General features: G+C 64.7%; 26 protein-coding genes and 1 tRNA gene. 13 read left to right on the top strand and 14 right to left on the bottom strand.

Annotated features, from left to right (window positions below; translation table 11 throughout):
• Positions 1-41 precede the first annotated feature (41 nt).
• Complete coding sequence (locus VCJ71_RS07755; RefSeq protein ID WP_324640250.1) at positions 42-491, top strand: DUF2721 domain-containing protein; 450 nt, start codon at positions 42-44, stop codon at positions 489-491.
• On the opposite strand, the gene VCJ71_RS07750 is transcribed toward VCJ71_RS07755, so the two are convergent.
• From VCJ71_RS07750 to VCJ71_RS07735, 4 genes are all read right to left on the bottom strand, one after another.
• Positions 488-793, bottom strand: coding sequence for a polyhydroxyalkanoic acid system family protein (locus VCJ71_RS07750; protein ID WP_324640248.1), 306 nt, complete (start codon positions 791-793; stop codon positions 488-490). The two genes, VCJ71_RS07755 and VCJ71_RS07750, sit on opposite strands and share 4 nt — an antisense overlap.
• Positions 793-1,554, bottom strand: a complete 762-nt coding sequence (locus VCJ71_RS07745; RefSeq protein ID WP_324640246.1) for a hypothetical protein — start codon at positions 1,552-1,554, stop codon at positions 793-795. Before VCJ71_RS07745 ends, VCJ71_RS07750 begins: the two co-directional genes overlap by 1 nt.
• A 1-nt stretch (position 1,555) precedes the next feature.
• A complete protein-coding gene (locus tag VCJ71_RS07740) occupies positions 1,556-2,761 on the bottom strand; it encodes a toxic anion resistance protein (RefSeq protein ID WP_290136079.1) in 1,206 nt (401 codons plus the stop codon).
• 137 nt (positions 2,762-2,898) lie between these two features.
• Positions 2,899-4,641: a fatty acyl-AMP ligase gene (locus VCJ71_RS07735; RefSeq protein WP_324640244.1), complete on the bottom strand. Its 1,743-nt coding sequence runs from the start codon at positions 4,639-4,641 to the stop codon at positions 2,899-2,901.
• 142 nt (positions 4,642-4,783) lie between these two features.
• Here VCJ71_RS07735 and VCJ71_RS07730 point away from each other — a divergent pair, with 142 nt between their 5' ends.
• The 4 genes from VCJ71_RS07730 to VCJ71_RS07715 are packed head-to-tail and all read left to right on the top strand — an operon-like array spanning position 4,784 to position 6,845.
• Complete coding sequence (locus VCJ71_RS07730) at positions 4,784-5,353, top strand: regulatory protein RecX (RefSeq protein ID WP_324640243.1); 570 nt, start codon at positions 4,784-4,786, stop codon at positions 5,351-5,353.
• Positions 5,354-5,355: 2 nt separating this feature from the next.
• Positions 5,356-5,847, top strand: a complete 492-nt coding sequence (locus VCJ71_RS07725; RefSeq protein ID WP_324640241.1) for a DUF192 domain-containing protein — start codon at positions 5,356-5,358, stop codon at positions 5,845-5,847.
• A gap of 48 nt (positions 5,848-5,895) precedes the next feature.
• Positions 5,896-6,312: an NADH:ubiquinone oxidoreductase subunit NDUFA12 gene (locus VCJ71_RS07720; protein WP_324640239.1), complete on the top strand. Its 417-nt coding sequence runs from the start codon at positions 5,896-5,898 to the stop codon at positions 6,310-6,312.
• Positions 6,309-6,845, top strand: a complete 537-nt coding sequence (locus tag VCJ71_RS07715; RefSeq protein ID WP_324640238.1) for a DUF2155 domain-containing protein — start codon at positions 6,309-6,311, stop codon at positions 6,843-6,845. Before VCJ71_RS07720 ends, VCJ71_RS07715 begins: the two co-directional genes overlap by 4 nt.
• Here VCJ71_RS07715 and aat read toward each other — a convergent pair.
• The gene (aat, locus tag VCJ71_RS07710) at positions 6,761-7,471 is read right to left on the bottom strand and encodes a leucyl/phenylalanyl-tRNA--protein transferase (RefSeq protein ID WP_324640235.1); all 711 of its coding nucleotides are present in this window, start codon (positions 7,469-7,471) and stop codon (positions 6,761-6,763) included. The genes VCJ71_RS07715 and aat overlap by 85 nt on opposite strands.
• 130 nt (positions 7,472-7,601) lie before the next feature.
• On the opposite strand from aat, the gene VCJ71_RS07705 reads away from it, so the two are divergent.
• A tRNA-Trp gene (locus VCJ71_RS07705) sits at positions 7,602-7,677 on the top strand.
• Positions 7,678-7,867: 190 nt separating this feature from the next.
• Positions 7,868-8,020: a hypothetical protein gene (locus tag VCJ71_RS07700; protein ID WP_324640233.1), complete on the top strand. Its 153-nt coding sequence runs from the start codon at positions 7,868-7,870 to the stop codon at positions 8,018-8,020.
• Between the two features lie 82 nt (positions 8,021-8,102).
• Here the strand turns inward: VCJ71_RS07700 and VCJ71_RS07695 are convergent, their stop codons facing one another.
• The gene (locus VCJ71_RS07695) at positions 8,103-9,641 is read right to left on the bottom strand and encodes an alanine/glycine:cation symporter family protein (RefSeq protein ID WP_324640232.1); all 1,539 of its coding nucleotides are present in this window, start codon (positions 9,639-9,641) and stop codon (positions 8,103-8,105) included.
• A gap of 257 nt (positions 9,642-9,898) precedes the next feature.
• On the opposite strand from VCJ71_RS07695, the gene secE reads away from it, so the two are divergent.
• The 4 genes from secE to rplA all read left to right on the top strand — a co-directional run bounded on the left by secE (position 9,899) and on the right by rplA (position 12,002).
• Complete coding sequence (gene secE, locus VCJ71_RS07690; RefSeq protein WP_324640230.1) at positions 9,899-10,114, top strand: preprotein translocase subunit SecE; 216 nt, start codon at positions 9,899-9,901, stop codon at positions 10,112-10,114.
• A gap of 57 nt (positions 10,115-10,171) precedes the next feature.
• Positions 10,172-10,708, top strand: a complete 537-nt coding sequence (gene nusG / locus VCJ71_RS07685; protein ID WP_290136069.1) for a transcription termination/antitermination protein NusG — start codon at positions 10,172-10,174, stop codon at positions 10,706-10,708.
• 159 nt (positions 10,709-10,867) lie between these two features.
• On the top strand, positions 10,868-11,296 hold the full coding sequence (rplK, locus tag VCJ71_RS07680; RefSeq protein ID WP_290136068.1) for a 50S ribosomal protein L11: 429 nt from the start codon (positions 10,868-10,870) through the stop codon (positions 11,294-11,296).
• A gap of 4 nt (positions 11,297-11,300) precedes the next feature.
• A complete protein-coding gene (rplA, locus tag VCJ71_RS07675; RefSeq protein WP_290136067.1) occupies positions 11,301-12,002 on the top strand; it encodes a 50S ribosomal protein L1 in 702 nt (233 codons plus the stop codon).
• A 176-nt stretch (positions 12,003-12,178) separates the two neighbouring features.
• On the opposite strand, the gene VCJ71_RS07670 is transcribed toward rplA, so the two are convergent.
• The 5 genes from VCJ71_RS07670 to VCJ71_RS07650 all read right to left on the bottom strand — a co-directional run bounded on the left by VCJ71_RS07670 (position 12,179) and on the right by VCJ71_RS07650 (position 17,807).
• Positions 12,179-13,906, bottom strand: a complete 1,728-nt coding sequence (locus tag VCJ71_RS07670) for a YadA-like family protein (RefSeq protein WP_324640227.1) — start codon at positions 13,904-13,906, stop codon at positions 12,179-12,181.
• Between the two features lie 248 nt (positions 13,907-14,154).
• Positions 14,155-14,916, bottom strand: a complete 762-nt coding sequence (locus VCJ71_RS07665; RefSeq protein WP_324640225.1) for an anti-sigma factor — start codon at positions 14,914-14,916, stop codon at positions 14,155-14,157.
• A complete protein-coding gene (locus VCJ71_RS07660; RefSeq protein WP_324640223.1) occupies positions 14,909-15,481 on the bottom strand; it encodes a sigma-70 family RNA polymerase sigma factor in 573 nt (190 codons plus the stop codon). Before VCJ71_RS07660 ends, VCJ71_RS07665 begins: the two co-directional genes overlap by 8 nt.
• 58 nt (positions 15,482-15,539) lie before the next feature.
• Entirely contained in the window at positions 15,540-16,295 is a 756-nt protein-coding gene (locus tag VCJ71_RS07655; protein ID WP_324640221.1) for a competence/damage-inducible protein A, read from the bottom strand.
• A gap of 3 nt (positions 16,296-16,298) precedes the next feature.
• Positions 16,299-17,807: a flavin-containing monooxygenase gene (locus VCJ71_RS07650; protein ID WP_324640219.1), complete on the bottom strand. Its 1,509-nt coding sequence runs from the start codon at positions 17,805-17,807 to the stop codon at positions 16,299-16,301.
• A gap of 103 nt (positions 17,808-17,910) precedes the next feature.
• Between VCJ71_RS07650 and VCJ71_RS07645 the strand changes: the two genes are divergently transcribed.
• Both VCJ71_RS07645 and VCJ71_RS07640 read left to right on the top strand, forming a co-directional pair.
• Positions 17,911-19,887 (top strand): TonB-dependent receptor, encoded by a 1,977-nt coding sequence (locus VCJ71_RS07645; protein ID WP_324640217.1) that lies wholly within the window; start codon positions 17,911-17,913, stop codon positions 19,885-19,887.
• A 68-nt stretch (positions 19,888-19,955) separates the two neighbouring features.
• Entirely contained in the window at positions 19,956-20,321 is a 366-nt protein-coding gene (locus tag VCJ71_RS07640; protein WP_324640216.1) for a response regulator, read from the top strand.
• A gap of 15 nt (positions 20,322-20,336) precedes the next feature.
• Here the strand turns inward: VCJ71_RS07640 and VCJ71_RS07635 are convergent, their stop codons facing one another.
• From VCJ71_RS07635 to VCJ71_RS07625, 3 genes are read right to left on the bottom strand one after another with little or no spacing between them, the layout of a single operon-like run.
• Positions 20,337-23,771 carry a CheR family methyltransferase gene (locus VCJ71_RS07635; protein ID WP_324640215.1) on the bottom strand — a complete coding sequence of 1,145 codons (3,435 nt, stop codon included), beginning with the start codon at positions 23,769-23,771 and terminating at the stop codon, positions 20,337-20,339.
• 39 nt (positions 23,772-23,810) lie between these two features.
• Positions 23,811-24,356: a PAS domain-containing protein gene (locus tag VCJ71_RS07630; RefSeq protein ID WP_324640213.1), complete on the bottom strand. Its 546-nt coding sequence runs from the start codon at positions 24,354-24,356 to the stop codon at positions 23,811-23,813.
• A gap of 46 nt (positions 24,357-24,402) precedes the next feature.
• Positions 24,403-25,098, bottom strand: a complete 696-nt coding sequence (locus VCJ71_RS07625; protein ID WP_324640211.1) for a pirin family protein — start codon at positions 25,096-25,098, stop codon at positions 24,403-24,405.
• Positions 25,099-25,155 lie beyond the last annotated feature (57 nt).

The following is a 25,155-nucleotide window of genomic DNA, read 5'->3' as shown; positions in this document are numbered from 1 at the left end:
CTTGCAGTAAACGCACTGGTCGCCGCGCCGTCGCGGTCTAAATGGCGGGCATGATCGCCCAGACCATCCAGCTTGCGCTGACGCCCGTGTTCGTCCTCGTCGCCATCGGCAACCTTGCCGGCACGCTGTCCAACCGCCTCGGCCGCGTGGTCGACCGCAGCCGGGCCCTGCAAACGCGCCATGCGAACACCGCCGATACGGAGCATGACCGCGTCGTGCGGGAATTGCGCGTGGTGAACCGCCGCATCCGGCTGATCAATGCGGCGCTGCTGCGGCTGGTGCTGTCCGGCCTCTCCATCGGCCTCACCGTGCTGGTGCTTTTTGCAGAAGAGACGTTGGCGGCGGACTGGCAGCTGATTGCGGCCGCCACCTTTTCGCTCGCCATCGTGCTGCTGATGTGGTCGCTGCTCTTGTTTCTGCGGGAGACGCGCGCCGCGACCGAGGCGCTTGCGATCCCCGACGACTACCTGGAGCTCGACCGCAAGCTCTAGGTTTCCGGCGGGGCGAGCAGCTTGGGCGCCTGGCTGCGGATCGCGCTCTGGATCATCGGCTCCACGAAGCTCAGCATGCCGGGCAGTTCGATCTGGAAGATGACCTGGTGCTCTTCCACGATGATGTCGCCGGTGATGGACTGGCCCATCGCTCCGACTTCGATGGCGAGCACGTCCTCGCTCTTCCAGTGATTGCCGACCTTGGCACCGCCGGGGACGAAGTCCTTCAGCTCGCCGATATTCTCGCGCAGGCGGCGGCGGACCTCTTCCTTCGGCAGCTGGTGGGGAATCGCGGCACGCATCAGTCGCGGCCCTCAACATTACTGTCGACCGGACTGGCGGGGTCGCCGTACTTGTACTCGAGGAAGCGCCCGCGAACGGACAACTCATCCAAGTTTCCTTCCGCCAGATTGCGGGTGATCCCGTCGATCTCCTTGCTGATCTTGGCGAGGCTATCGGTCAGTTGCTCGTCGGGCGTCTTGCCGTCGGCGCGTTTCTCGTTGCGCAAATGCTGCGGCACCTTGCGGTAGCTGTCGACCATTTCGGGCAGGTGTTCGCCCACCAGCTTGCGCACTTCGACCGCTTGCGGGGTATTCTGGTCCAGCCCTTCCAGCTGCACGCCGAGCGCATCCAGCTGCACGCCGATGCCGTCCACCACCTTTACCGCCGGCGGGGGCAGGGCGGGGCGCTGCGCTTCCAGCCACAGTTCGGTGCGGCCGACCATCGTCTTGACGTCGCCCTTGTTGATGTCGGCGCGCCGGGGCGTCTTCACCTTGTTCATCGACACCGCGCCCACGACCAAGCCGATGGCCAGAAGCGTCAGCATCACGCCCCAGAAGCCGATGCCGTTCAGGATCGCGCCTGCAACGCCCGCCGCGACCAGCACGGCGACCACGCCCAGCGCCATCTGAACCAGCTTCTTCGCGTAATGCTTGGCCTTCAGTTCGGCCGAGCCGCGCCCGATCGAATGCTGCAGCCGGTGGCGGCCGCCGCTGCGATTGTCGTCGCGCACCCGGCGCGCTTCGGCCAGGATCCGGTCGCTGTCGGGCGTGTAGTCGCCCAACTCAGCTCTCCAGTTCCAGCAGCCCGGCGCTTTCCGCCTGCTTCTGGGCCTGCGCCTGGCCTTCCGCGCGGGCGATGTAGCCCTTGGACTTCTCGACCTCGTCCGTCAGCACGTTGACGGTCTGCTTCATGCTGTCGAGCGCCTTCAGCTTGAACGTGTCGACTTCGTCCATCGTGTCGTAGATGTTCTGGAAGGCGCGCTGTAGCGTTTCCAGCGGGATGGTGCTGGAGGCCGCCTGTTCGTGAATCTTGCCGGTCTGTTCGCGCAGCAGCGTGCCGGTGGAATCGATGATGCCGGCGGTCGTTTCATTGAGGCTGGTGATCTGCTTCAGAACCAGGCGCTGGTTGGTCATCGCCTGCGCCACGGTGACGGCGGTGCGCAGCGCGCCGACGGTGGTGGTGCTGGCCCGGTCGACGCCCTTCACCAGCTCGACATTGTTCTTCTTGACGAGGTCGAGTGCGAGGTAGCCCTGCACGCTCACCGCCATTTGCGTCAGCAGGTCCTGCGTGCGCTGGCGGACATAGAACAGCGCAGTCTCGCGGATTGCCTTGGCCTTGGCCGGATCGCTCGAATCGAGCTCGGCCGCCTTTTCCTCCAGCCGCTCGTCCAGGGTGCGGGAGATGTGGATCATCTGTTCCAGGTTGCCCATCGCTTCCCACAGCTTCTGGCGCTCCACATCGATGGCGGCATTGTCCATCAACAGTTCGTCCTTGCCGCTGGAAAGCCGCGCCAGGATCGCCTGAATGTGGCCCTGGCTCGACTGGTAGCTGTCGAAATATTTCTTCAGCGAATTGCCGAAGGGGATCACGCCGAACAGCTTGCGGCCGCGCAGCTTGCCCTTGCGGCCGGGATCGAGGTCCTCGACCGTGCGGCGCAGTTCGGCCAGGTCGTTGCCGACGCCGGTATCCTTGTCCATCGCGCGGATCGGCCGGTCGAGGAACCGGTTGGACATCTGCGCCGCCGCCATGATTTCCTTGCGGCCCATGTTGGTGATCTGGTCCACTTTCTTGCCGAATTCGGGCGAAGCGGCATCCTGGCTGACGAGGTCGGTGATGAAGCTTTCGACCTTTTCATCGAGCTTGCTCTTCTTCTCGTCCGTCACGGGCACCAAGCCGACGGCCTTTTCCGGCGCGACCTCGGGCACCGGATCGGGCGCGGTCAGCTCGAATTCGACGGCAGTCTTGGTGGCGGTCTCTGTGTTGGCCATGGCCCGGATGGTCTCCCGTTGGTATTCGCGTACTGTGTTAGTCGCTTAAGACACGTGTTTCAAGCGTAAACGATGGCACGCAGTATGCCTACGGGTTTTGCGGATCGCGCTTCGCGCGCGCGCGAGCGGCAGCGGTATCAGGCCGCTTCGAGCAGCTTGAACGGTTCGATCTCGCCGCTGAGATACTGTTTTTTCGCCTTGGCGCGGCTGAGCTTGCCTGAGGACGTGCGCGGCAGGGTGCGCGGGGGCACCAGTTCCACCACGCAGTTCATGCCGGTGACGCTGCGGACCTTATCCTTGATCTGCTCGTGCAGGCGGACCCGCTCGTCCGGGTCGCTGACGCGGCAATGGACCAGCACGGCGGGCGCTTCCTCGCCGGTGTCGGTTTCGATCGCGAAGGCGGCGATGTCGCCGTGGTTGAAGCCGGGCAACTGCTCTACCGCCCACTCGATATCCTGCGGCCAGTGGTTCTTGCCGTTGATGATGATCATGTCCTTCGCCCGACCGACGATGAACAGGTAGCCATCGGCCATGTAGCCCATGTCGCCCGTGTCCAGCCAGCCGTCGACCATGCATTCGGCCGTCGATTCCGGATCGCGGAAATAGGAGTGCATGACGGAGGATCCGCGGCACCAGACCTTGCCGATCTGGTGGTCGGGCAGCGCCCTGCCGCCTTCGCCCCGGATCGCCACTTCCATGCCTTCCACGGCCTTGCCGCAGTTCACGATGGCGCGATAGCGGGCCGGGCGGGCGAGATCGCGGGCGTGGCCCGACAGGCGCTCTTCCTCCACCAGTTCCACGCGGATGCCTTCGCCCGGCGGCATGATGGTGACCGCCAGCGTGGCTTCGGCAAGGCCGTAGCTCGGCAGGAAGGCGCCGGCGGAAAAGCCTGCATCGGCAAAGGCATTGACGAAGCCCTGCATCACGTCGGGCCGGATCATGTCCGCCCCGTTGCCGGCGACGCGCCAGCGCGACAGGTCGAAGCGTTCGGCGACATTGCTCTGGCTGGAAATGCGCCGCGCGCAGATATCGTAGCCGAAGGTGGGCGAATAGCTGAGCGTGGTGCCCGGATTGCGGCTGATCATGTCGAGCCAAGCCAGCGGGCGGCGGGCGAAATGTTCCGTCCTCAGGTAATCGGTCGAAACCTGGTTGGCGATCGGCGACAACAGGCAGCCGACAAGGCCCATGTCGTGGTACCACGGCAGCCACGAGACGCAGCGGTCGCCCGGCTGCAGTTTCATGCCGAGCCCGTGCGCGGCAAGGTTGGCGAGCAGCGCCTCGTGCGTCACTGCAACCCCGTGCGGGAAGCGGGTCGAGCCGCTGGAATACTGCAGGTAGCAGATGTCGTCCGGCTTGCTTTGCGGCAGCGCGGCATCGGGCACGTCGCCGGCGCCGAAATCTTCGTAGCTGGCGCCCTTGCAGCCCTGCCGGTCGGCGGCGGCCTGCGTCATTTCGGAAATTTCTGCCGGGTAGAGCAGCATCACCGGGTCGCTGCTCGACAACTGGACCGCCAGCTGGTCGACATAGCCTTCCTTGCCGCCGAAGCTGGTCGGCAAGGGCAGGGGCACGGGCCAGACGCCGGCATAGACCGCGCCGCAGAACGCAGCGGCGAAATCGGGCGCGGTCTCGGCGATCAATGCCAGCCGGTCACCCGGCTTCAGCCCGGCAGCGACCAGTCGGCGCGCCATGGCGATCGCATCGTCGCGCAATTCGGAAAACGGGTAGGCCCGCTCCAGATCGCCGCGCGCGTCGTGGAAATTGAGGCCCAGCGTGCCGCTGGCTGCGTAGTCCAGCGCTTCCCCGAATGTCCCGAAATCGGAAAAACGCCGTTCCTGCGAACAGTCATTGGGGGTGGGTTCGATGGTGGAATCGGTGGTCATATTGTGTTTTGATTGTCCTCGAGTTGCTGGCGCCCCCTCGGCTACCCGTGCAAATTCAGCGATTTATGCGTGCAGTGACGCTCCTCACGCTTAACGAGGCCTTTCCCATTCTATACCGACTGTGGCACGAATATGGCCGATTATGACGGCTCCACCATCGTCCCGCCGCGGGAAACGCCCGCCGAAGCCGCTGAATAGCGCGAGTCTGCGCGATCTGGCGCTGTCCTATGTCGCCCGGTTTTCCACGAGCACGGCAAAGCTGGAGGCCTATCTCAAGCGCAAGTTGCGCGAACGCGGGTGGGACGGGGAGGGCCAGCCGGACCCGGCGGGACTCGCGGCGCAGTTCGCCGACCTCGGCTATATCGACGACGAGGCCTATGCGCGGATGAAGGCCGGATCGCTGCTGCGGCGTGGCTATGGCGCGCGCCGGATCGAAGGCACGCTGTTCCGCGACGGTATCGACGAGGACGGGCGGCAGCGCGCGGCCCCGAGCGGGTCGGAAGCGCGCCAGGCGGTTCTGGCGCTTGCGCGCAAGCGCCGCTTCGGGCCCTTTGCGCTCGAACGCGGGGAGGAGCTGCCCGACCGGCCTACCCGCGAAAAGCAACTGGCTGCCTTGCTGCGCGCCGGGCACCCTCTCGACTTCGCGCGCGAAATGGTGAATGCGCAGACGGTCGAAAACGCAGAGGATTGGGCCGCACGATGCGAGGATTGAAAATGCTTGATGGGCTGCGCGTGGCAGGCGCCCTGGCCGGGGCCGCGGCCCTGCTGGCGTGTTCGCCGCAATCCGAAGTCGCGCAGGCAGAGCCGACCCAGTCGGCCAGCGTCCATCCCGAATCGGGCCTGGAAATCATTCCCGTGACGGTGGAGACGGCGGACGGGACCTTTACCTTCCGCACGGAAGTGGCGGCAACCGCGCAGGAACAGGCCAAGGGCATGATGTTCCGCACCGAAATGGCGCCGGACGAAGGGATGATTTTCCCCAGCGAGGAACCGCGCGAGCGCAATTTCTGGATGCGCAACACGCTGATCCCGCTCGACATCATCTTCATCGGCCCGGACAGCCGCATCGCCAACATAGAGGCGGATGCGGTTCCTTACGACGAGGGCCAGTACAGCAGCGCCGGCGCCGTGATTGCGGTGCTGGAGATACCGGGCGGCCGCGCGGCCGAGCTCGGCATCGTCCCCGGCGCCAAGGTGGAATGGTAGGGGAAACCTTGCTTGCAGGCCGCTGTCACGCGGGCTAACGGAGCGCGCATGTCCATTCTCGGCAAGATCTTCACCTGGTGGAACGGCGCCACGATCGGCACCAGCCTGTTCACCATGCGGCGCGGCGAAAAGGTCGGCACCGATGCCGCCGGCAACACCTACTACCGCGCGAAGAACAAGCGCGAGAACACGATCGGCTCCTACATCGGGGACGAGCGGCGCTGGGTCATCTACGAAGGCAGCAACGATGCCAGCAACGTGCCCGCCGAATGGCACGGCTGGCTGCACGGCGCATTCGACGACGTGCCGGAAAGCAACCTGCCGCCGCCGCGCATTTGGGAAGCGGACTATTCCCCCAACGCGACCGGCACCGACACGGCGTATCTGCCGCAGGGCGCGTTGCAGCGCGGCGGCAAGGCTGCGCCGGCGCGCGGCGCCTATGAAGCGTGGACGCCCGACGCGTGACCGGACGTAGCGCTGCCTGCGCGGCCGCGCTGCTGCTGCTGGCCGCCTGCGGAAGCGGCGAGCCCGATGCCACGCCGACCGAGGAAGCGACCGAAGTCCCCGAGGAGTTCGCGCAGAGCGAGGAACCCGAAGCCGTCGAAGCTGCGGAAGGCCTTGGCACCCCGCGCGAGGAACGCGTCGCGACGCTCGGCCTGCTGAACAAGCGCAACAACGTCAGCCGCGAGATCGAGATCAAGCCGGGCGAGGCGAAGCGCATCGGCAATGTCGTGGTGCGCCTGTCCACTTGCGAGAAAAGCCCGCCGTGGGAAATGCCCACCCAGACCGCCGCCTTCGTGCAGGTCGCGGTCCAGCAGCGGCAGGACATCGGCGAGGACCTGGAATGGCAGCGGGTCTTTTCCGGCTGGCTGTTCAAGGAATCGCCGTCCGTGAATGTGGTCGAGCACCCGATCTACGACGTCTGGCTCAAGGAATGCGCGATGAGCTTTCCGGGCGAGGAAGCGGACGAACCGGCTGCGGAGAGCAACGAGGCATAGCCTTGCGGCAAATGCGCCGGCTCGCCGCCGCGCGCCGCTTCGATCAGCGCCAGATACTCCGCCTGCGGCATTTCGATCGCGCCCAGCGAGGCCAGATGGTCGGTCATGAACTGGCAGTCGAGCACCGCCGCGCCCGCCGCATTCAGGCTCGCCACCAGCCATGCCAGCGCGACCTTGCTGGCGTTGGGCACGCGGCTGAACATGCTCTCGCCGCAGAACACCCGGTCGAAGCCCACCCCGTAGAGCCCGCCGACCAGTTTCTCCTCGCCATCGACATCCTGCCAGCATTCGATCGAATGCGCATGGCCTTCCATGTGCAGCGCGACATAGCTCGCCTCGATGCGGTGGCTGATCCAGCTGCCCGGATGGTCGGGCCGCGGCTCCGCGCATTCGCGCACCACTTGCGCAAACGCCGTGTTGCAGGTGACGCGGAACCTGTCCTGCCGGATGGTCTTGGCGAGGCTCTTCGAACAGCGGAAACCGTCCAGCGGCAGGATCGCCCGCTTGCGCGGTTCGACCCAGAACACCTCGCTGTCCTCGCGGTCGTCCGACATGGGGAAGATACCGCTGCGGTAGGCCAGCAGCAGGACCCGCGAAGGGATGAGGGGCGGCGTGGGCGCGTGCATCGCTCTTGCCGCGCTAGTCCATCGGCGCGGGCAGGGGAAGGGCGGCGCGTCGTCGATGGCATTGGGGCGCAGGGCAGAAGGGCGCTTGCCAGCATCGCCGCCAGTGACTAGAGGCACAGCCCGGCCACGCAGGGGTGTAGCTCAGTTGGTAGAGCATCGGTCTCCAAAACCGAGGGCCACGGGTTCGAATCCTGTCACCCCTGCCAGGCCGCCAGGCTAACCGCCTCGTTTCCCGAAATTTTCTGCGATGGCCTGCATCCCGCCATTTCTGCTGCCTGCGATGGTTAAGCTGCGCCTTCTCGCCATGGTGAAGCATGTCTTGCGGGGAACCTGCGCGGAGTCCCGTGCATTTGATCTTCCGGACGGAGCGGATTGGCAAACAGGGAAGGACTTCCGATGTCAGCATTCAGCTTCAAGAGCAGCAGGCCCGACAGCTGGACCCAGCCGCGCGCGCATCAGGACCCGATGCTGCGCGATTACATGTACGGCAAGATCCAGCCGATGGAGGAACCGCGCGGGATCTTCTCGCGCCTCTTCGGCATGCGTTGACCTGAAACTCTAAGAGTCACGAAAAAGGGGCCGGCCGCACTGCGCGACCGGCCCCCTTTCGTGCCGCAAAGGCGCGCCGGGCCTAGTACTCGTTCGGCTCTTCCGGCGTTTCGGCGGTATGCGTCGGACCCGCATCGCGCTGCCCCTTAGCCAGCTTGAACACGACGCCGCTCAACAGGGCCAGCGCCAGGAGGTTCGGCAGTGCCATCGCGGCATTGGAAATGTCTCCGAGGCGCCAGACGAGCGTGAGGTCCTGGGTGGAGCCGATGTAAATCACCACGCACCACAGGACGCGCCAGATCATGTGCAGCACCTTTTCCCCGCCGCGAGTCGATCCGGGGATGCGATCATAGATAAAGGTGATCGCCCGTTCGCCGTAATAGCTCCAGGTGAGCAGCGTCGTGAAGACGAACAGGATCAGTGCGAGCGATGCCACCAGCGTGCCGATCGGGACGCTGAAGACTTCCAGCGGGAATGCGGCCGCAAATGCCCCGCTCGTCATCGCGAAGCCTTCAAGGTCCGAATTCCATGCATGCCGCACCGTCTCGCCGCCGGCGGTGAAGTTACCTTCCACTGTCAGCATGACGAGCGCGGTCATCGTGCAGATGACGATCGTGTCGATGAAGGTGCCGAGCATGGCCATCCGGCCCTGCTGCTGCGGATCGTTGGTCTGTGCGACCGCGTGGGCGATCGGGGTGGAACCCTGGCCTGCTTCGTTGGAGAACAGGCCGCGAGCAACACCTGCGCGAATGGCCAGCATGATCGCCGCCCCGGCAAAACCGCCCGTGGCAGCCTGCGGGTTGAAAGCGCCATCGAAGATCAATGCAAAGGTTTCGCCGAGGTCGCCGAAATTCAGCGCCAGCGCGATCACTGCCATCACGATGTAGGATGCGGCCATAAACGGGATGATCTTTTCGGCCACGTTGCCGATCGACTTGATCCCGCCGATGATGACGATGAAGACCAGGATCGCCGTGACCAGGCCGCCGATCCATTCCTCGATACCGAACAGCTCGCTCATGCCGTCGGCGATGGCGTTGGCCTGGATCGAATTGCCGGTGACAAGTGCGGAAAACAGCGTGCCGAGGCAGAAAAGGATGGCCAGCCAAGTCCATTTCTTGCCCAGCCCCATCATGATGTAGGTCATCGGACCGCCGCGATAGACGCCGTCCGATGTCTTCTCGCGATAGCGGATGGCCAGCGACCCTTCGGCAAAGGCGAGCGCCATGCCGACCAGCGCGGTGATCCACATCCAGAAGATCGCGCCCGGCCCACCCAGTGCGATTGCCGTGGCGACACCGGCAAGGTTACCGGTCCCGACTTGCCCCGACAGCGCGGTCGACAAGGCGGCGAACGGAGAAATCTCGCCTTCGCCTTCGCTCTTGCGGCTCTTGAAAAGTCCGGCAAATGCGCTGCCCAGCTTCACGATCGGATAGAAGCGGAGCCCGATCATGATCCACAGACCGATGCCAAGCAGGATCAGGGTCATGGGGGGGATAGGCTGGTCACCGATCGACAGCCATGGCAGCGGTTCGCCGGCCCACGTGCCGCCCCAGATGAAATCGGATATATTTGTGACCCGGTCGATCAAACCGGTCGATGCAGTGTCAGTTGCCGCCACGGAAGCGTCCCCTCCAGAATTTGTCCCTGCCGCCCTGCTATCGGCGCGGGCGGGCGCTGACTAGGGGCTTGTCCCGCTTTTCTGCCGAAACGCGCAGGGCTGTTGCCGCGCAATCCTTGCAAGGCGGGCATGCACACGCTACATCGCGCGGCGTCTTCCGACATTTTGGAGCCAAGCCCCTCCCGGATCAGCCCGGGGCGGCGCGGAGCCTATGGCGAAAGGCAAAACGACAATTTCTTTGCAAGGCAGCGAGAGCCATGGCCGACAACAAGGCTGACAAACCGAAGGCAACCCCCGGCGAATTCATGCGCCAGGTGCAGGCCGAAACGCGCAAGATCGTGTGGCCCACGCGCGAGGAGACCGTGAAGATGTCGATCTTCGTCGGCATCATGGTGGTGATCCTGTCGCTGTTCTTCCTCGGCGTCGATTCGCTGTTCGGCGCGGTGGTGAAGTTCCTCCTCACCCTCGCCTGATTGGCCGACACGCCGACGCCTGACCCAATTCATTCGTATACGGGAATTTTGAGACAGATGAGCCGCTGGTACATCATCCACGCCTATTCGGGCTTCGAGAACAAGGTGCGCGACGCGATCCTCGCCGAGGCCGAGCGGCTGGGCCTGCAGGAAGGCGTGGAGGAGGTTGAGGTCCCGACCGAGACCGTGACCGAGATCAAGCGCGGCAAGAAGGTGCAGACCGAGCGCAAGTTCATGCCCGGCTACGTGCTCGCCAAGCTCAAGATGACCGACGATATCTACCACCTGGTCAAGAACACGCCCAAGGTGACCGGCTTTCTCGGCAATAACAACAAGCCGCAGCCGATTTCGGAGCGCGAGGCCGCCCGCTATTTCGGCGGCGTGGAAGAAGCCAAGAACGCGCCCAAGAAGGACATCAGCGTCGATTACGAAATCGGCGATGCGGTCAAGGTCCTGGACGGCCCCTTCGCCAGCTTCAACGGCGTGGTGGAAGAGCTCGATTTCGACAAGAACAAGGTCAAGGTCAGCGTGTCCATTTTCGGCCGCGCGACGCCGGTGGAGCTCGACTTCGAACAGGTCGAGCTGGTCAAGTAATCCGGTTGCGTTTCGGCGTCCCGTCGATTAGGGGCGCCGCTTCGCCTGCCACACGGCGGGTGATTCCACGCGGGAGGCGGCTTTCGGGCTGCCGTTTGCACCGCTTACCATGAGCCCTTTTGCGAAAGCGGCGGGCGACAGTGAGAAAGGAGGCCTCTCATGGCCAAGAAGATCGACGGCTATATCAAGCTGCAGGTGCCCGCGGGCGCTGCCAATCCGTCACCCCCGATCGGCCCGGCACTGGGCCAGCGCGGCGTCAACATCATGGAATTCTGCAAGGCGTTCAACGCCGCCACGCAGGACCTCGAGAAGAGCGCCCCGATCCCGACGGTCATCACCGTCTATGCCGACCGTTCGTTCAGCTTCGAGACGAAGACCCCGCCGGCATCCTTCTACCTCAAGAAGGCCGCCAAGCTGAAGTCGGGTTCGAAGGAACCGGGCAAGGTCGTCGCCGGCACCGTGTCGCGCGCCGCCGTCAAGGAAATCGCCGAGGCCAAGATGAAGGACCTCAACGCGAACGACATCGACCAGGCCATGAAGATCATCGAGGGCTCCGCGCGCTCGATGGGCCTCGAAGTGGAGGGCTAAGGACATGGCTACCCTGACCAAGAAGCAGAAGATGGTCGCCGAAAAGGTCGACAGCGAAAAGTTCTACACCGTGGACGAGGCCTTCGCGCTGCTGCGCGAGATCGCCGAAACCACCAAGTTCGACGAAAGCGTCGAAGTCGCCATGAACCTGGGCGTCGACCCGCGCCACGCCGACCAGATGGTCCGCGGCGTGGTCTCGCTTCCGGCCGGCACGGGCAAGGACGTCCGCGTCGCCGTGTTTGCCCGCGGCGACAATGCCGACAAGGCGACCGCCGCCGGTGCCGACAAGGTTGGTGCCGAAGACCTCATGGAAGACATGCAGAACGGCAATCTCGATTACGACCGCGTGATCGCGACGCCGGACATGATGGCCGTGGTCGGCCGCCTCGGCAAGGTGCTGGGCCCCAAGGGCCTGATGCCGAACCCGAAGCTGGGCACCGTCACCCCGAACGTGGAGCAGGCCGTGAAGGACGCCAAGGGCGGCCAGGTCGAATACCGCGTCGAGAAGATGGGCATCATCCACTCCGGCATCGGCAAGATGAGCTTCAAGGACGAAGACCTGCGCAAGAACTTCGACGCACTGACCGAAGCGGTCGTGAAGGCGAAGCCGTCGGGCGCGAAGGGCAAGTATGTCCGCAAGGTCACGCTGACCAGCTCGATGGGCCCCGGCCTGAAGATCGACCTCGGCGAAGTCGCCGGCGCGTAATTACTCGCTGCTTGCGTGCTCGCAAGCGCGACGAGAAAAAGAAAGGGGCCGGAGGAGAAATCCTCCGGCCCCTTTTCGTTACTCTTGCCACGCGGATTGAAAAAACCGGGGCCGGGTTTCCAAGGGAGCGTCACCCGGCCCCGTCCTTCCTGATCCGCAGGAAGAAACCGTAGGACTTACCAGGCGACCTGGAAGCCGCCGCGAGCGCCGACTTCGCCGCTGTTGAAACCGACACCGACGCCGGCCGAAACCGAGGCGTTGTTGCCGACCCGGGCGCTGACCGCCATCGTGCCGGCCGCTTCGTCGGCGTAATAGCCCACACCACCGGCAAGCCCGAAGCTGGTGCCGGCCGGCAGCATCGGCGATTCCATCGCCAGTGCCATCGCGACACCTTCGTTGGCGCGCTTGATACCGTCCGAGTTGCGGGCGCTTTCATCGAACAGGGCGTTGATCTGCGATTGCTGGTCCGAAGACATGGCCTGCAGCGAAGCGATGGATGCACTGTTCGCCGCGATCGCCGAGGTATTGGCCGATACGGCAGCCTGGCTCGCTATGGCGGAGCTGCGGCCCAGCGTGCCGGTGTTGTCCGTCGTCACGACATAGATCTGGCCGGTTTGGCTGGCGGTGCTGGTGTCGAGATTCGACAGGACGACCTGGCCATCGTTGGCCGCGACCGCGCCATTGCCGATCGCGATCGAATCCACGCCCGATGCAACGCTCTGGTTGCCGACTGCGATGGAGCCGTCACCCGAAGCCATTGCCGCTTCACCCAGTGCCGTGGCGCGGACGCCGCTGGCGTTGGCGAGGTGGCCGATGGCCGTGGCGCGCTCGGCCGTCGCTTCGGAACGCCAGCCATAGGCGGTTGCGCCCGGACCCATGGCGAGTGCCTGCCCGCCGACCACGGTGGTCGAAGGGCCGCTTGCGACCGTTGCACGGCTGCCGTCACCGCCGCGATTGCCGCCGATGGCGATACTGTCACCGCCCTGCGCTTCGGCCTGGAAGCCGATGGCAATGGCGCTGATGCCCGATGCGATGGAGTCTTCGCCGCCGGCAAAGCTCTGGTCGCCGCTGGCGGTGGACTGATGGCCGACGGCGGTTGCCATCATGCCGGTCGCCTCAGCTTGCCAGCCGAATGCCGAGGAGCCCGGATTCATCGCAACGCTTTCGCCGCCGATCGCGGTAGTGGAGGCGCCCATCGCCATGGCCGTGTCGCCGACGGCCAGAGCGTCGGTCCCGTTGGCGATGCTTTCGTTGCCTATGGCAGTCGAGAAATCGGTTTGCGCGTCGGCGTTTTCACCGACTGCGACAGAGCGGAGACCGGTCGCGGTGGCGAGGTGCCCCACCGCCGTCGAACGCTCACCGGATTCGCTGCGCCAGCCAAGAGCCGTCGAGCCCGGTCCTGTCGCAACACTCTCGCCGCCGACTGCCGTGGTCGAGGGGCCCATGGCCATCGCGGTATCGCCGATGGCAAGGGCATCCGTGCCATTGGCGATGCTCTCGTTACCGATGGCGGTCGAAAAGTCGGTCTGCGCATCGGCATTCTCGCCGACCGCCAGCGAACGGATGCCCTGCGCGGTCGCCAGGTGGCCCAGCGCGGTGGCGCGTTCTGCCGTTGCAGCCGAGCGCCAGCCGATGGCCGTGGTGCCGGGGCCAGTGGCATCCGCTTCCCCGCCTATTGCGGTGGTCGAAGGTCCGCTGGCGTTGGCATCCTCGCCGCAGGCCAACGCATCTTCGCCGTCGGCCGTAGCGTTGGCGGTGGTGTTGGACATGGTGGCGTCATTGTTGAGGACGCATTCGTAGCCTCCGTCGCCATCGATTTCCTGTGCGCCGGCAGTGCCGGCAAAGCCGAGCGAGGCGGTGCCGACAAGCAGGGCTGCGGCAAAACGTTTGTTGAAGTTCGACATGGTCTTTCCCTCTTCCGAAAGTGCGGATCAGAAGCCGGCAATCGTCGATCACTCCCGTCCGGCTTTCGGAGAGGGCGCCGCCGGGTTGCTCCCGGTCCTTTACCCTGTCGTCTGGCCACGATCGCCCATCAACGGCTTGCCATCCAGCGGATGACGCAAGCAACTACGCAGGATCCGCCGACTGGATGCAGCGGAACGGGAAGGAATTTGCGTGAAAGTCACAGCCTTTTGAATTGCTGCGGAAAATATCAGACCTGGTCGAGCGGTCCGGCAACGAGGATCGGGGTCGACGGCGCATCATGGGGCGCCCCGTCGCGTTGCTCGATGGTCACCGCGAGCGTCGCACCTTCAACCAGCAAGGCGCGCTCTTCGGCAGAGAGATCGCGTTCGAACTCGTCGCTTGCAGGGATCAGGCCGAGAGAGATCGGCGCGCCGCCCGCGGGGACGACCCACAATTCGGGCGATTCCTCGGGCCCCGGTTCGAAGCCGCGGATCTTGAGCGCCAGCCGCTCTGCCGACGGGTCGATAACGCTGGCGATGCCGAGTGCGCCGCTCTCGTCGCTGAGCTGGGCGACGAGCTGCGGTCCGCGCTGGTTCTGCGAAGGCTCCACGGCCGGACCGACAGCGGCGGGCCGCGGGGTGGCTAGGAACAGAGCGAGGGCAGCGGCGGCCAGGCCTGCCCCGCCAACGGCAAGCGCCACGCTCCATCCCGCCGGACGGCGCGACGTGACTGCGCCGAGGGAGGCGGGCGTATTCCCGGACCGGTAGCTGTCGAGCCGCTGCTCGATCGCTCGCCAGACGCCTGCTCCGGGCGACATCGCAGCGGCTTGCTCCGCCATCGTCCCGAGCCGGTTGTCCCACCAGGCGACCGCGTCAGCGAAGTCGGGATCTGCCAATTGGTCGCGCTTGGCGGTAGCCAGCTCCTCGCCCTCAAGGACGCCGAGCGACAACTCGCCCGCGCGGACGAAGCGTTCGTCTTCCGGTGAGAGGGGGGGCAGGTCGTCAGCCACCGAGACACCCTTTCAGCCCGAGAAGCCCGCGGCGGATCCAGCTTTTCATCGTGCCCAGCGGCATGCCGAGGCGCTCGGCGAGTTGCGAGTGGGTCAAGCCGTCGAAGAAGGCGAGGCGGATACAGCGGCGATGATCCGGCTTCAATTCCTCCATGCACCGGCGCAGGGCGGCATTGTCTTCGGCAGAGCACAGCATTTCGTCCACCGGTATGGCGTCGTCCTCGATTTCGGGCAACGCATCGCTCGTCGTTTCCGGCGCCCGGCCGGTGCGGCGCAGGTGATCGATCGCCGTGTTCCGCGCGATCGTACAGAGCCAGGTTATCGGGCTGGCGCGTTCCGGGTCGAACCGGCCGGCGCGGTTCCAGACCTTGAGGTAGACATCCTGCAACACGTCTTCGGCGGCTTCGCGGTCGCGCAAGTGACGCAGGATGATGCCGAAAAGCTTGGCGCTGGTGGCGTCATAGACGGTCTTGAGCGAGTCACGCTCCCCGCGCGCGACACCGTCCATCGCCCTCACCAAAGCGGCGCGGCGTTGCGCCATGTCGGATGAACCGGTTTCCCCCATCTGCGACAGGGCTAAAGCAAAAAACGCTTTTGCGTAAGTGTCTTAACGATTGGGCTAATTAAACCCCGCCCGGCTGCCAGTCCCATCCGGCCTCGCCGAGGCCCTGGCACAGTGCGTCGAGGCACTGCGCAAGCTCCTCCGCATCGGTGCTGCGGATCACGAAATTGGCGCCGACGCGGCCCTCCTTGAAGAAGGGGTAGCTGCCGATCTGGCAATGCTCGTGCGCCTTTTCGACTTCGCGCAGCAGGTCCGACACTTCGCTTTCGGGGATGAAGCCGCCGATGGTTTCGGACAACAGGGGCTCGCCGCCTTCCAGCGTGCCGGTCAGCGCGTCGAGCATCCCGGCGGTGATGTGGGGGACGCCGGCCATCAGGTGGACGTTGCCGATCTTGATCCCCGGCGCCCCGCTCATGCGGTTGGGGATGAGGTCGCCGCCTTCAGGCACGCGGGCCATCCGCAGGCGCCCTTCGTTAAGGCCCCCCTTGTCGGCATAATACCGTTCCAGGATGGCGCGCGCTTCGGGGTGTACCACCACATCGACACCAAGCGCGCGGGCGACGGCATCCACCGTGATATCGTCATGCGTCGGGCCGATGCCGCCGGTGGTGAAGAGATAGTCGTTCGCTTCGCGCAGGGCGTTCACCGCCTCGACGATACGGTCCTCGACATCGGGGACCACGCGCACTTCGGCGAGCCGGATGTTCTGCACCTGCAGCCAGCTGGCGACCTGCGCGATGTTCTTGTCATGGGTGCGGCCGGAGAGGATTTCGTCGCCGATCACGACGAGCCCGGCGGTCCAGATACGCTGTGCCAAGTGTTACTCCGCCGCCTCTAGCTTGCTGTCGGCCTGCGCGGCCAGCGCATTCCCGCTCGCGAAAGCAAGGATGCCATCGTCGATGGGATCGCTCGCCATGCGCTTGCGGTCGGTCACATATTCCTGGTTCAGTCGCCACGGATATTCGACCGCGTTCTTCGGCATGATGTCTTTCGAGCGCTGGATATACCCGCTGGAAAAGTCGAAGATGTCGTCTTCCTCCAGCGCCGCCTCGTCGGCCACGGTCAGCACCGGCACGGCAAGATTCGCATCGCGGGCCCGCATCTCGTTCAGCACGCGGCAGATGTAATCGGAATTGATGTCCGCCCGCAGCGTCCAGCTGGCGTTGAGATAGCCGAACACCACCGCAAGGTTCGGCAGGTTCGAGAACATGCAGCCCTTGTAGTAATACCGCTGCGCGAAATCGACCGGCGCGCCGTCATGGCTGACCGCGATCTTGCCCGCGATGGCGAGCTTCAGGCCGGTCGCGGTCACGACGATGTCGGCCTCCAGGAATGTGCCGTCCTTCAGCCGCACGCCGCCTTTTTCGAAGCGTTCGATATGGCCGGTGACGATGTCCGCCTTGCCCGCCTTCATCGCTTCGAACAGGTCGGCATCGGGGACCAGGCACACGCGCTGGTCCCACGGGTCGTAGGGCGGGGTGAACGTCGCCGCGTCGTAATCCTTGCCCAGCGCCTTGCGGATGCGCTTGGTCAGGTTCTTCTTCATCTTTTCCGGCTTGTTGCGGGCCAGCTTGAAGCCGAAATCCTGCATCTTCACGTTCTTCCACCGCGTGATCCGGTAGGCGGTTTCCTCGGGCAGGATCTTGCGCAGGAAATTGGCGAGCCGGTCCTTCGCCGGGCGGGAGAACATCCATGTCGGCGTGCGCTGCAACATGGTGACCTTTGCCGCCTTGTCCGCCATCGACGGCACGATGGTCACCGCGGTCGCCCCGCTGCCCACGACCACCACCTTCTTGCCCGCATAGTCGAGGTCTTCGGGCCAGAATTGCGGGTGGAGCACCTGCCCCGCGAATTCGCCGAAGTCGAAGCCGGGGTCATAGGGTTCGTCGTAATCGTAATAGCCGCTGCCGAGATACAGCCAGCGCGCGGTGATCCGCTTGCGCTCGCCATCGGACGTCTCGACGGTCACGGTCCAGCGTGCCGACGCCGTGTCGAAATCTGCGGCGGTTACCGTGTTGCCGAAGCGGATGTGCCGGCGAATACCGCGTTCGTCGACGATGCGGTCGAGATATTCGAGGATCGAAGGACCGTCGGCGATGGATTTTTCGTGCTTCCAGGGTTCGAACACGAAGCCCAGCGTGTGCATGTCGCTGTCGGAGCGTACGCCCGGATAGCGGAACAGGTCCCACGTCCCGCCCAGATTCTCGCGCCGTTCCACGATGGCGTAACTGCGGTCGGGGCACATCTTTTCCATGTGCGCGGCCATGCCGATGCCGGAAATGCCGGCACCGACGATCAGCACGTCGATGTCTGGTTGGGTGTCGCTCACGAAAAGGCTCCGATCCTTGGGTTTAATCGACAGGTTAAACGACTGTTCCCGCCATAGCCATAGCGGCGTTGCACGCGCGGACCGCATGGGGCAGGGCGGCATCATGCGTCGCATCCTGACAATTGCCCCCGCGTTCCTGCCGTCGCCCGCTGCCGCGCAAGACACCGAGGAGCCGGAAGAGATCGTCGTCATCGCCGGCCTGCCCGCCACGCCGGGGGACGCCGCCTATGCGACGAGCGAGATCGACCGCGAACAGGTGGTGTCCACGCCATCGGGCCGCATCGACGAGGTGTTGCAGGGCGTGGCCGGGGTCCAGCAGTTCCGCCGCTCCGACAGCCGCTCCTCCAATCCCACCGCGCAAGGGATCACGCTGCGCGCGCTGGGCGGCAATGCGACCAGCCGCGCGCTGGTGACATTAGACGGGGTGCCGCAGGCCGACCCCTTCTTCGGCTATATTCCCTTTGCCGCCATCGCGCCGGAAACCATCGGCAGCGTGCGGGTGACGCGCGGCGGCGGGGCGGGTCCGTTCGGCAGCGGGGCGCTGGTCGGCACGATCGCGCTGGCGAGCGCCGGGCCGGACACGGTCGACGGTGCGCTTGCCTCCAGCTTCGTCAACGACCGCGGGGAAACCGAGGTCGCCGCAGTATTCGCGCCGCGTATCGGCGAAGGCTACCTGCTCGCCAACGCCCGCTGGGACCGGGGCGAGGGGTTTTTCACCGCGCCCGAAGACGACCGTGTGGCCGCCAGCGTACCGGCCGCTTTCGACAGTCTTTCCGGCGGCTTGCGACTGGTGCAGCCGGTCGGCCCGAACCTCCGGGCAGAGCTTGCCGGCCGCGCCTTTCGGGACGAGCGCACCCTGCGCTTCGCCGGGGCGGACAGCCGCATCGCCGGACAGGATCTGTCGCTGCGGGTGAGCGGCGGGGACGACTGGCAGGTGGAGGGGCTCGCCTATGCGCAATGGCGCGATTTCTCGAACATCGTCGTCAGTTCGACGAGCTTCGTGCCCGTGCTCGACCAGCGGGAGACGCCGTCGACCGGCTTCGGCGGGAAGGTGGAAATCCGGCCGCCCGTCGGCGCCGACACGATCCTGCGCCTCGGCACCGACCTGCGCGTCGCTGAGGGCGAGATCGCCGAGGACCGGATCAGCGCCGCGAGTGGCAACGTCTTCGCCTCGCGCACGGCAGGCGGGAGGACGAGCGACCTCGGCTTCTTTGCGGAATTCGACCGGCGCTTCGGCCCTGTGGTCCTGACGGCGGGCCTGCGTGCGGATCGCTTCGGCGTTACCGGCGGTTTCCAGCGCGATTTCGATGGCGGCGGGACGCTGACGGGGGAGGTCCTGCCCGCCGACCGCAGCGATTGGGGCGTCACGTGGCGCGGCGGTGCGGCCTACGAGATCACGCCCCGCCTGTCCGCGCGCGCTGCTGCCTATCGCGGGTTCCGCCAGCCGACCCTGAACGAGTTGTATCGCCCCTTCGTGATCTTCCCGCTCGTCACGCTCGCCAATCCCCAGCTCGAAAACGAGGAACTGACCGGCTTCGAAGTCGGCGCGGACTGGCGCGGCGAAGACGGGGCGGAATTGTCCCTCACCCTCTTCGACAACCGGCTGGAGAATGCGATCGCGAATGCCACCATCGGCCCCAACCTGCGGCAGCGCCGAAACCTCGATGGGATCGAGGCCAGGGGTATCGAGGCTTCGGCGGGCTATGGCGCGGGGCCGCTGCGGATCGATACGTCGGTCGCCTATACCGATGCGGCGCTGGCATCGGATGGCAGCCGCCCGCCGCAAAGCCCTGCCTTCTCCGCCACCGCTTTCCTGCGTTGGGAGGCTTCGGAGAGGGCGCGCATGACCCTATCGCTGCGTCACGTCGGCGAGCAATTCGAAGACGCCGATGGGGCCGATGTTCTGCCGGCCTTCACGACCTTGGGAGCCACTGCCAGCTATCGCCTTGCAGGCCCGCTGGAATTGGTGCTGCGGGGCGAGAACCTGACAGGCGAAACCATCGTGACACGCAATTCCGGCGGCTCCGTCGATGTCGGCGTTGCGCGCACCGTGTGGCTGGGAATTCGCTCCGGTTTCTGAAGGTTGGACGAACCCAGTTTTTTATCAAATCATAGGAACCGGCGAAACTGGAAGCGGTTGCCATTGCCATGGGACCCGAAAACCAGAAAATCCTCGTGCTGGATGACGAGGCGCTGATCGCCTTCGATCTTGCCGCTACGGTGGCGAACCTCGGCTATGCGGTGGCCGGCCCCGCCATTTCGCTGGACGAGGGCTTTCGCATTTTCGAGGCTGAGAATCCCGATCTCGCCCTGCTCGACATCGACGTCGACGGATCTCCCGTATGGCCGCTCGCCCGCAAGCTGGCGGCCAAGGGTTGCCGGCTGGTTTTCGTGTCCGCCGATGTCAGCCATTCTCAGCTTTGCGACGAATTCTCGCGCAGCCCGCTGATCGAGAAACCGGCGTCGCCGGCGCAGATTGGCGAGGCGATCAGCGCAGCGGGTGGGCTGCACTAGACTACAAAACGACCCTCAGGCGAGGTCCGGTGCGTCGGCAAGCTCGAATTGCAGGCGCCGGCAATACCCTGTGTCGGTCCGTTTGCCGCTGACTTCCGCGTGCAGCTGACGGGCGGTGCCGTCGATCAGGTTCGAGCCGAAGCCCGCCTCGCCCTCTTCGGACTGGGTCGTGCCGGTTTCGTCCCAGTCGATGGACAGGACGCCGTCCTTGCAGGTCCAGCTGACGCCGATCCTGCCATCCTTTACCGCCAGCGCGCCGTATTTCGCGGAATTGGTCGCCCATTCGTGGAAGATGAGCGCAATCGAGGTGATCTGGCTGTCGGGGATGACGACTTCCGGTCCCTCAAGCGTGATGTCCTGCTTATCGCGCATCGCCGCGGTGACGGTTTCGATCAAGTCGCGCAGCGGAGCAGAGCTCGTATCGCTGCGCCGTCCGCTGAGGGCGTGGCTCTGGGCAAGCGCATGGATCCGTCCGCGCAGGCTGGCGGCAAGTTCCGCAGGATCGCCGCTTTCGCGGGCGCTGATCGAAACCATGGCAGAGATCACCGCAAACAGGTTCTTGATGCGATGGTTCATCTCGCGCAGCATCAGCTCGCGCTGTTCCAGCATCTCGCGCTCGGCCGTGACGTCGTAGGTCACGCCGACGAACCGGGCATCGTCCTCCTTGCCCATGCGGCGGCCGAGCCCGTGCAGCCAGCGGGTGCGGCCGTTTTCCACCGGTATGCGGAACACCTGATCGAAGTCGCTCTTGCCGTCCATCGCCCGGCGCAAGGCGGCGTTCACGCTATCGCGGTCTTCCGGAACGAGGTTGGCGAGGATCGGCTCCATCGTGTCGCCTTCGTCATCCGACAGGTTGAGGAGGCGCCGTTCGGTTTCGTCGATGTAGGTCGCATCGGTCGACGGTTCGTATTCCCAAATCCCGACTTGCGCGACTTCGAGCGCAAGGCGAAGGCGTTCGCGCTCCCTCTCGAGCTGTGTTTGAAGCGATAGAGTATCCGTCACATCCGTGAAAACGAGCGTGGCCCCGGCAATCTCATCGTCCTTCAAGCGGTAAGGAACACTGCGAACGATCAGTTCGCGCTTTTCGCCGGCGTTGGACGTGATTGTCATCCGATCTTCGCGCGTCACCCCGCGCTCGGCGGCCTCCCGCGCAAGTTCGATATGCTTCGAATTATCTAGACGGGTGGTAATGGCCGCGAGCTGTTTTCCGACCTCGTCCTCCGTAATGCGGAATAGGTCGGTCGCCGGCTTGCTGTAGCTGCGCAGCGTCAGGTCTTTCGCCACCACCAGTGCCGCGATTTCCGTGCTGTTGTAGAAATTGCGCAGGTCGGCGTTGGCCATGGTGACCTGGTCGATCTTGCCCTTCAGCTCGTCGTTGACCGTCGTCAGCTCCTCGTTGGTCGACTGGAGCTCCTCGTTCATCGACATCATTTCTTCGTTGGAGCTCTTCAGCTCCTCGTTCGTCGTTTCGAGCTCCTCGACCGTGCTGCGCAGGCGCTGTCGCGTCTGTTGGAGCTCTTCTTCGAGAAACTCCACGCGGCCCTCTTCGGCCACGAAATCCTGCAAGTCGTCGGGCTCGAAAGGTTCGAGCTTGCCGGTTTCGCGAATGACGAAAAGGAAGGCATCTTCATCGATCGGCTCGCAAACGATGGCTGTCTCGATAATGCCAAACTGGGTCTTGATCTCGACACCGCGTGAGACGATCCGCCGATGGTTCTCCCGCGCGTCGCGCAGCATCGGTCCGACAAGTTCGCGCAGGCCAGGACGAGCGAGCCCGGGCAGGTGGATGTTGCGATCCAGCCGCTCGGGAAAGTCGAGAAAGCGCCCGGCCGGCCCCCAGCGTTCGAGCAGCATAGCTTCGTGATCGACCAGCAGGCTGACGGGGGCGTAGGTTTCGGCCACCCGTTTCAACGCAGCGATTTCCGCGCGATTTTCCGGGCGTGGGCTGGGCAGGTCGCCGGGGCCGTTGAAACGGCGGCGGCGCGGTACGCGGCGCTGGCTGGCGCTATTGGGTGGCGGTGCCTGCAGCGTGTAGCGGCTCTTCACATCGCGCCGGCAGAAGATGCGTGCATGCTGGACGTGCGGTTCAAAAAGGTCGTCGAACCGGCCGATGCTTTCGCTCGATCCAAGGAACAGCATTCCTCCCTTGTCTAGAGCGAAGTGGAACATGGGCACCACTTCCTTCTGCAAGGTTTCGTCGAAATAGATCAGCAGGTTGCGACAGCTGATCAGGTCCATCTTGGAAAAGGGCGGATCGCGGATAAGGTCGTGATGGCTGAAGCGCACCATGTCGCGCAGGTGGCTCGTGAAATGAAAGGTTTCCGACCCGGCAACGACGTAATTTTCAGCGTAGACGGCTGGAATGTCATCCAGCGCGCTGAGCGGGTAATTGCCGTTGCGGCCGATATCCAGCATCTTCTCGTCGATATCGGTCGCGAAAATCTGGACGTAGGGGGACTTGCCGGCGCGTTCCAGCGCGTCCGCGAGCAGCATTGCGATGGTGTAGGCTTCCTCGCCGCTGGAACAGCCGGGCACCCAGACGCGCAATTCGTCCTCGCTGCTGGTCTGATCGACCAGCGGGTCGATAACTTCCGATCGCAGCGCCTCGAATTCCCCGGAATCGCGGAAAAAGCGCGTGACGTTGATAAGAAGGTCGCTGAGCAGTGCGTCGCACTCGTGTGAATCCGACTTTACGCGGTCGATATAAGCCCGCGCAGTGTCCAGCCCGACCACCTGCATGCGCCGGGCGATCCGCCGCGCGATGGTACTGCGCTTGTAGTTCGAGAAATCGTAGCCGAGCTGTTCGCGAATGACCGCGCACAGCTCGTCGATATGGTCGACAACGCCTTCGGCTTCCTTGTCGAGCTCGACCGTGTCGCCTTGCAACGTGCGTTCGAAATAGGTGCACAGCGCATCAAGCATCTCGTTGGGGTGCGTGACGATGTCGACAAGTCCGGTGTTGATCGCGGCCGTGGGCATCCCGTCGTAGCGCGCGCTCGATGGCTCCTGCGCCAGGCAGAGGCCGCCGTTCTCCTTGATGGCGCGCAGACCCCTGCTGCCGTCGCTGCCGGTCCCTGAGAGAATCACGCAGGCGGCCAGTTCATTGCAGTCGTCTGCCAAGGATTCGAAAAAGTCGTCGATCGGCCGGCGCATCCCGCGCGACTCTTTAAACTCGGTCAGGCTGAGGATGCCGCCGTCGAGAGCAAGCCCGTGACCTGGCGGGATGATGTAGACGTTTTCCGCCTTCATCTCTTCGCCGCCCTGAGCCTGCTGCACGTGCATGTCCGTGTAGCGCTCGATAAGCTGGGACATCAGCGATTCGTGCGTGGGGTCGAGATGCTGCACGACGACGAAGGCCATGCCGATATTGCCCTCGGCACCGCCGAAAAATTCCCGCAATGCTTCCAGCCCCCCGGCGGAAGCGCCGATCCCGATGACCGGGACGCTCATCTCGCAATTTCCATAGCGAAATCAGCTAACATCCTGCGGCTATTCGTCAAGCCGCGCTTCCGCGATGAGCCGGTGGCTGGAGGCGATGGCGTGGTAACTGCCGAGCATAACCCAAGCCGAATCCTCGGCAATCGCCTTCAAGTTCACGAGGTCGGATTCCAGCGCGGCCTCGTAGTCGGCGCGGGTCGTATAGTCGTCGGCATCGATGGCGAACTGGGAGGCGATCACGAGCTTGCGGCCATCCCGGCTGTTGAGGCGCCCCATGTAGACGAGGTTGAGGAACTGGTCCCCGCCCTTCGTGACGTTGGGAATAACGAAGCGTTCTTCGGGCTCGTCACTCTCATAAAGAAATTCGCGGATGCGCGCACGAACGGGCCCGCCGCCGGTTTCGGGCTGGAGGAAACGGCAATTCTTGCCGAGTGATTCCTCCGCACTGTAACCGCAGATATCGAGGAATGCCTGGTTCAGGCCGATCAGCGGTGCGTCCTCTCGGTCGAGGTCGGCGATGGTGAGCGAAGCCCGGCTCTTCTCGAACAGGCTTCGAATGCCGTTCGGCAAGTCAACGTCGGGGAGGAAATGTACCATGGGGGCGACATAGGCACGCCCAACGCCGCCGCCAAGGGCCTGAATTCTAGCGCGTATCCACCAGCACGATTTCACTGTCTTCCAGCGCCTCGATGCAGATGGTCTCCACCTTTTCGACGGCGACACCGTCACGTTCGTTGGCGAATTCGCCGTTCACTTCGATGGAGCCGGTTGCGGGCACGAGATAGGCCTTGCGCCCGTCGCCCAGTGACCACTCCGCGCTCTCGCCGGCGGACAGGGTGATGCCGGCCACGCGGGCATCGGTGCGGATCATCAGCGCGTCCTCGTCGCCCATGCCGCTCGCCAGGATCGCCCAGTCGCCGGCGCGCTCGCCCTTGGGGAATGGCTTGGCACCCCAGCGCGGATCGCCGCCCGCTTCGGTCGGCTGGATCCACAGCTGGAACAGGCGGGTTTCCTCGTCTTCCAGGTTCATTTCGGCGTGCTGGATGCCGCTGCCCGCGCTCATCACCTGCACGTCGCCCGCGCCGGTGCGGCCTTCGTTGCCGAGGCTGTCCTTGTGCGTGATCGCGCCCTGACTGACATAGGTGATGATTTCCATGTCGCGGTGGGGGTGCGGGGGAAACCCGCTCTTCGCCGCGATCTGGTCGTCGTTCCAGACGCGCAGGGCGCCCCAGCCCATGCGGGCGGGATCGTAATAGTTGGCGAAAGAGAAATGGTGCCGCGCGTTGAGCCAGCCGTGGTCGGCATGGCCCAGGCTGTCGAAGCTGCGTACGTCGATCATGATACAATGCTCCCGATTGGGTGTCCGGGATCTATGTAGGATCGAAGCGCGGCGTTT

The sequence above is a fragment of the Pseudoblastomonas aquimaris genome (assembly GCF_035481675.1).
GTDB lineage: Bacteria > Pseudomonadota > Alphaproteobacteria > Sphingomonadales > Sphingomonadaceae > Alteriqipengyuania_B.
The sequence above is the reverse complement of the archived record's forward strand: the minus strand, read 5'-3'. Positions and strand labels throughout refer to the sequence as shown.

Bases quoted from the DNA above. Each gene is read 5' to 3' on its own strand.
- VCJ71_RS07700 (WP_324640233.1), top strand. From the start codon at position 7,868: ATGTCAGCATTCAGCTTCAAGAGCAGCAGGCCCGACAGCTGGACCCAG.
- nusG (WP_290136069.1), top strand. From the start codon at position 10,172: ATGAGCCGCTGGTACATCATCCACGCCTATTCGGGCTTCGAGAACAAG.
- VCJ71_RS07755 (WP_324640250.1), top strand. From the start codon at position 42: ATGGCGGGCATGATCGCCCAGACCATCCAGCTTGCGCTGACGCCCGTG.
- VCJ71_RS07635 (WP_324640215.1), bottom strand. From the start codon at position 23,771: ATGAGCGTCCCGGTCATCGGGATCGGCGCTTCCGCCGGGGGGCTGGAA.
- VCJ71_RS07740 (WP_290136079.1), bottom strand. From the start codon at position 2,761: ATGGCCAACACAGAGACCGCCACCAAGACTGCCGTCGAATTCGAGCTG.
- VCJ71_RS07725 (WP_324640241.1), top strand. From the start codon at position 5,356: ATGCTTGATGGGCTGCGCGTGGCAGGCGCCCTGGCCGGGGCCGCGGCC.
- VCJ71_RS07750 (WP_324640248.1), bottom strand. From the start codon at position 793: ATGCGTGCCGCGATTCCCCACCAGCTGCCGAAGGAAGAGGTCCGCCGC.
- VCJ71_RS07720 (WP_324640239.1), top strand. From the start codon at position 5,896: ATGTCCATTCTCGGCAAGATCTTCACCTGGTGGAACGGCGCCACGATC.
- rplK (WP_290136068.1), top strand. From the start codon at position 10,868: ATGGCCAAGAAGATCGACGGCTATATCAAGCTGCAGGTGCCCGCGGGC.
- VCJ71_RS07660 (WP_324640223.1), bottom strand. From the start codon at position 15,481: ATGGGGGAAACCGGTTCATCCGACATGGCGCAACGCCGCGCCGCTTTG.
- VCJ71_RS07625 (WP_324640211.1), bottom strand. From the start codon at position 25,098: ATGATCGACGTACGCAGCTTCGACAGCCTGGGCCATGCCGACCACGGC.
- aat (WP_324640235.1), bottom strand. From the start codon at position 7,471: ATGCACGCGCCCACGCCGCCCCTCATCCCTTCGCGGGTCCTGCTGCTG.
- secE (WP_324640230.1), top strand. From the start codon at position 9,899: ATGGCCGACAACAAGGCTGACAAACCGAAGGCAACCCCCGGCGAATTC.
- VCJ71_RS07730 (WP_324640243.1), top strand. From the start codon at position 4,784: ATGACGGCTCCACCATCGTCCCGCCGCGGGAAACGCCCGCCGAAGCCG.
- VCJ71_RS07630 (WP_324640213.1), bottom strand. From the start codon at position 24,356: ATGGTACATTTCCTCCCCGACGTTGACTTGCCGAACGGCATTCGAAGC.
- VCJ71_RS07735 (WP_324640244.1), bottom strand. From the start codon at position 4,641: ATGACCACCGATTCCACCATCGAACCCACCCCCAATGACTGTTCGCAG.
- VCJ71_RS07670 (WP_324640227.1), bottom strand. From the start codon at position 13,906: ATGTCGAACTTCAACAAACGTTTTGCCGCAGCCCTGCTTGTCGGCACC.
- VCJ71_RS07640 (WP_324640216.1), top strand. From the start codon at position 19,956: ATGGGACCCGAAAACCAGAAAATCCTCGTGCTGGATGACGAGGCGCTG.
- rplA (WP_290136067.1), top strand. From the start codon at position 11,301: ATGGCTACCCTGACCAAGAAGCAGAAGATGGTCGCCGAAAAGGTCGAC.
- VCJ71_RS07645 (WP_324640217.1), top strand. From the start codon at position 17,911: ATGCGTCGCATCCTGACAATTGCCCCCGCGTTCCTGCCGTCGCCCGCT.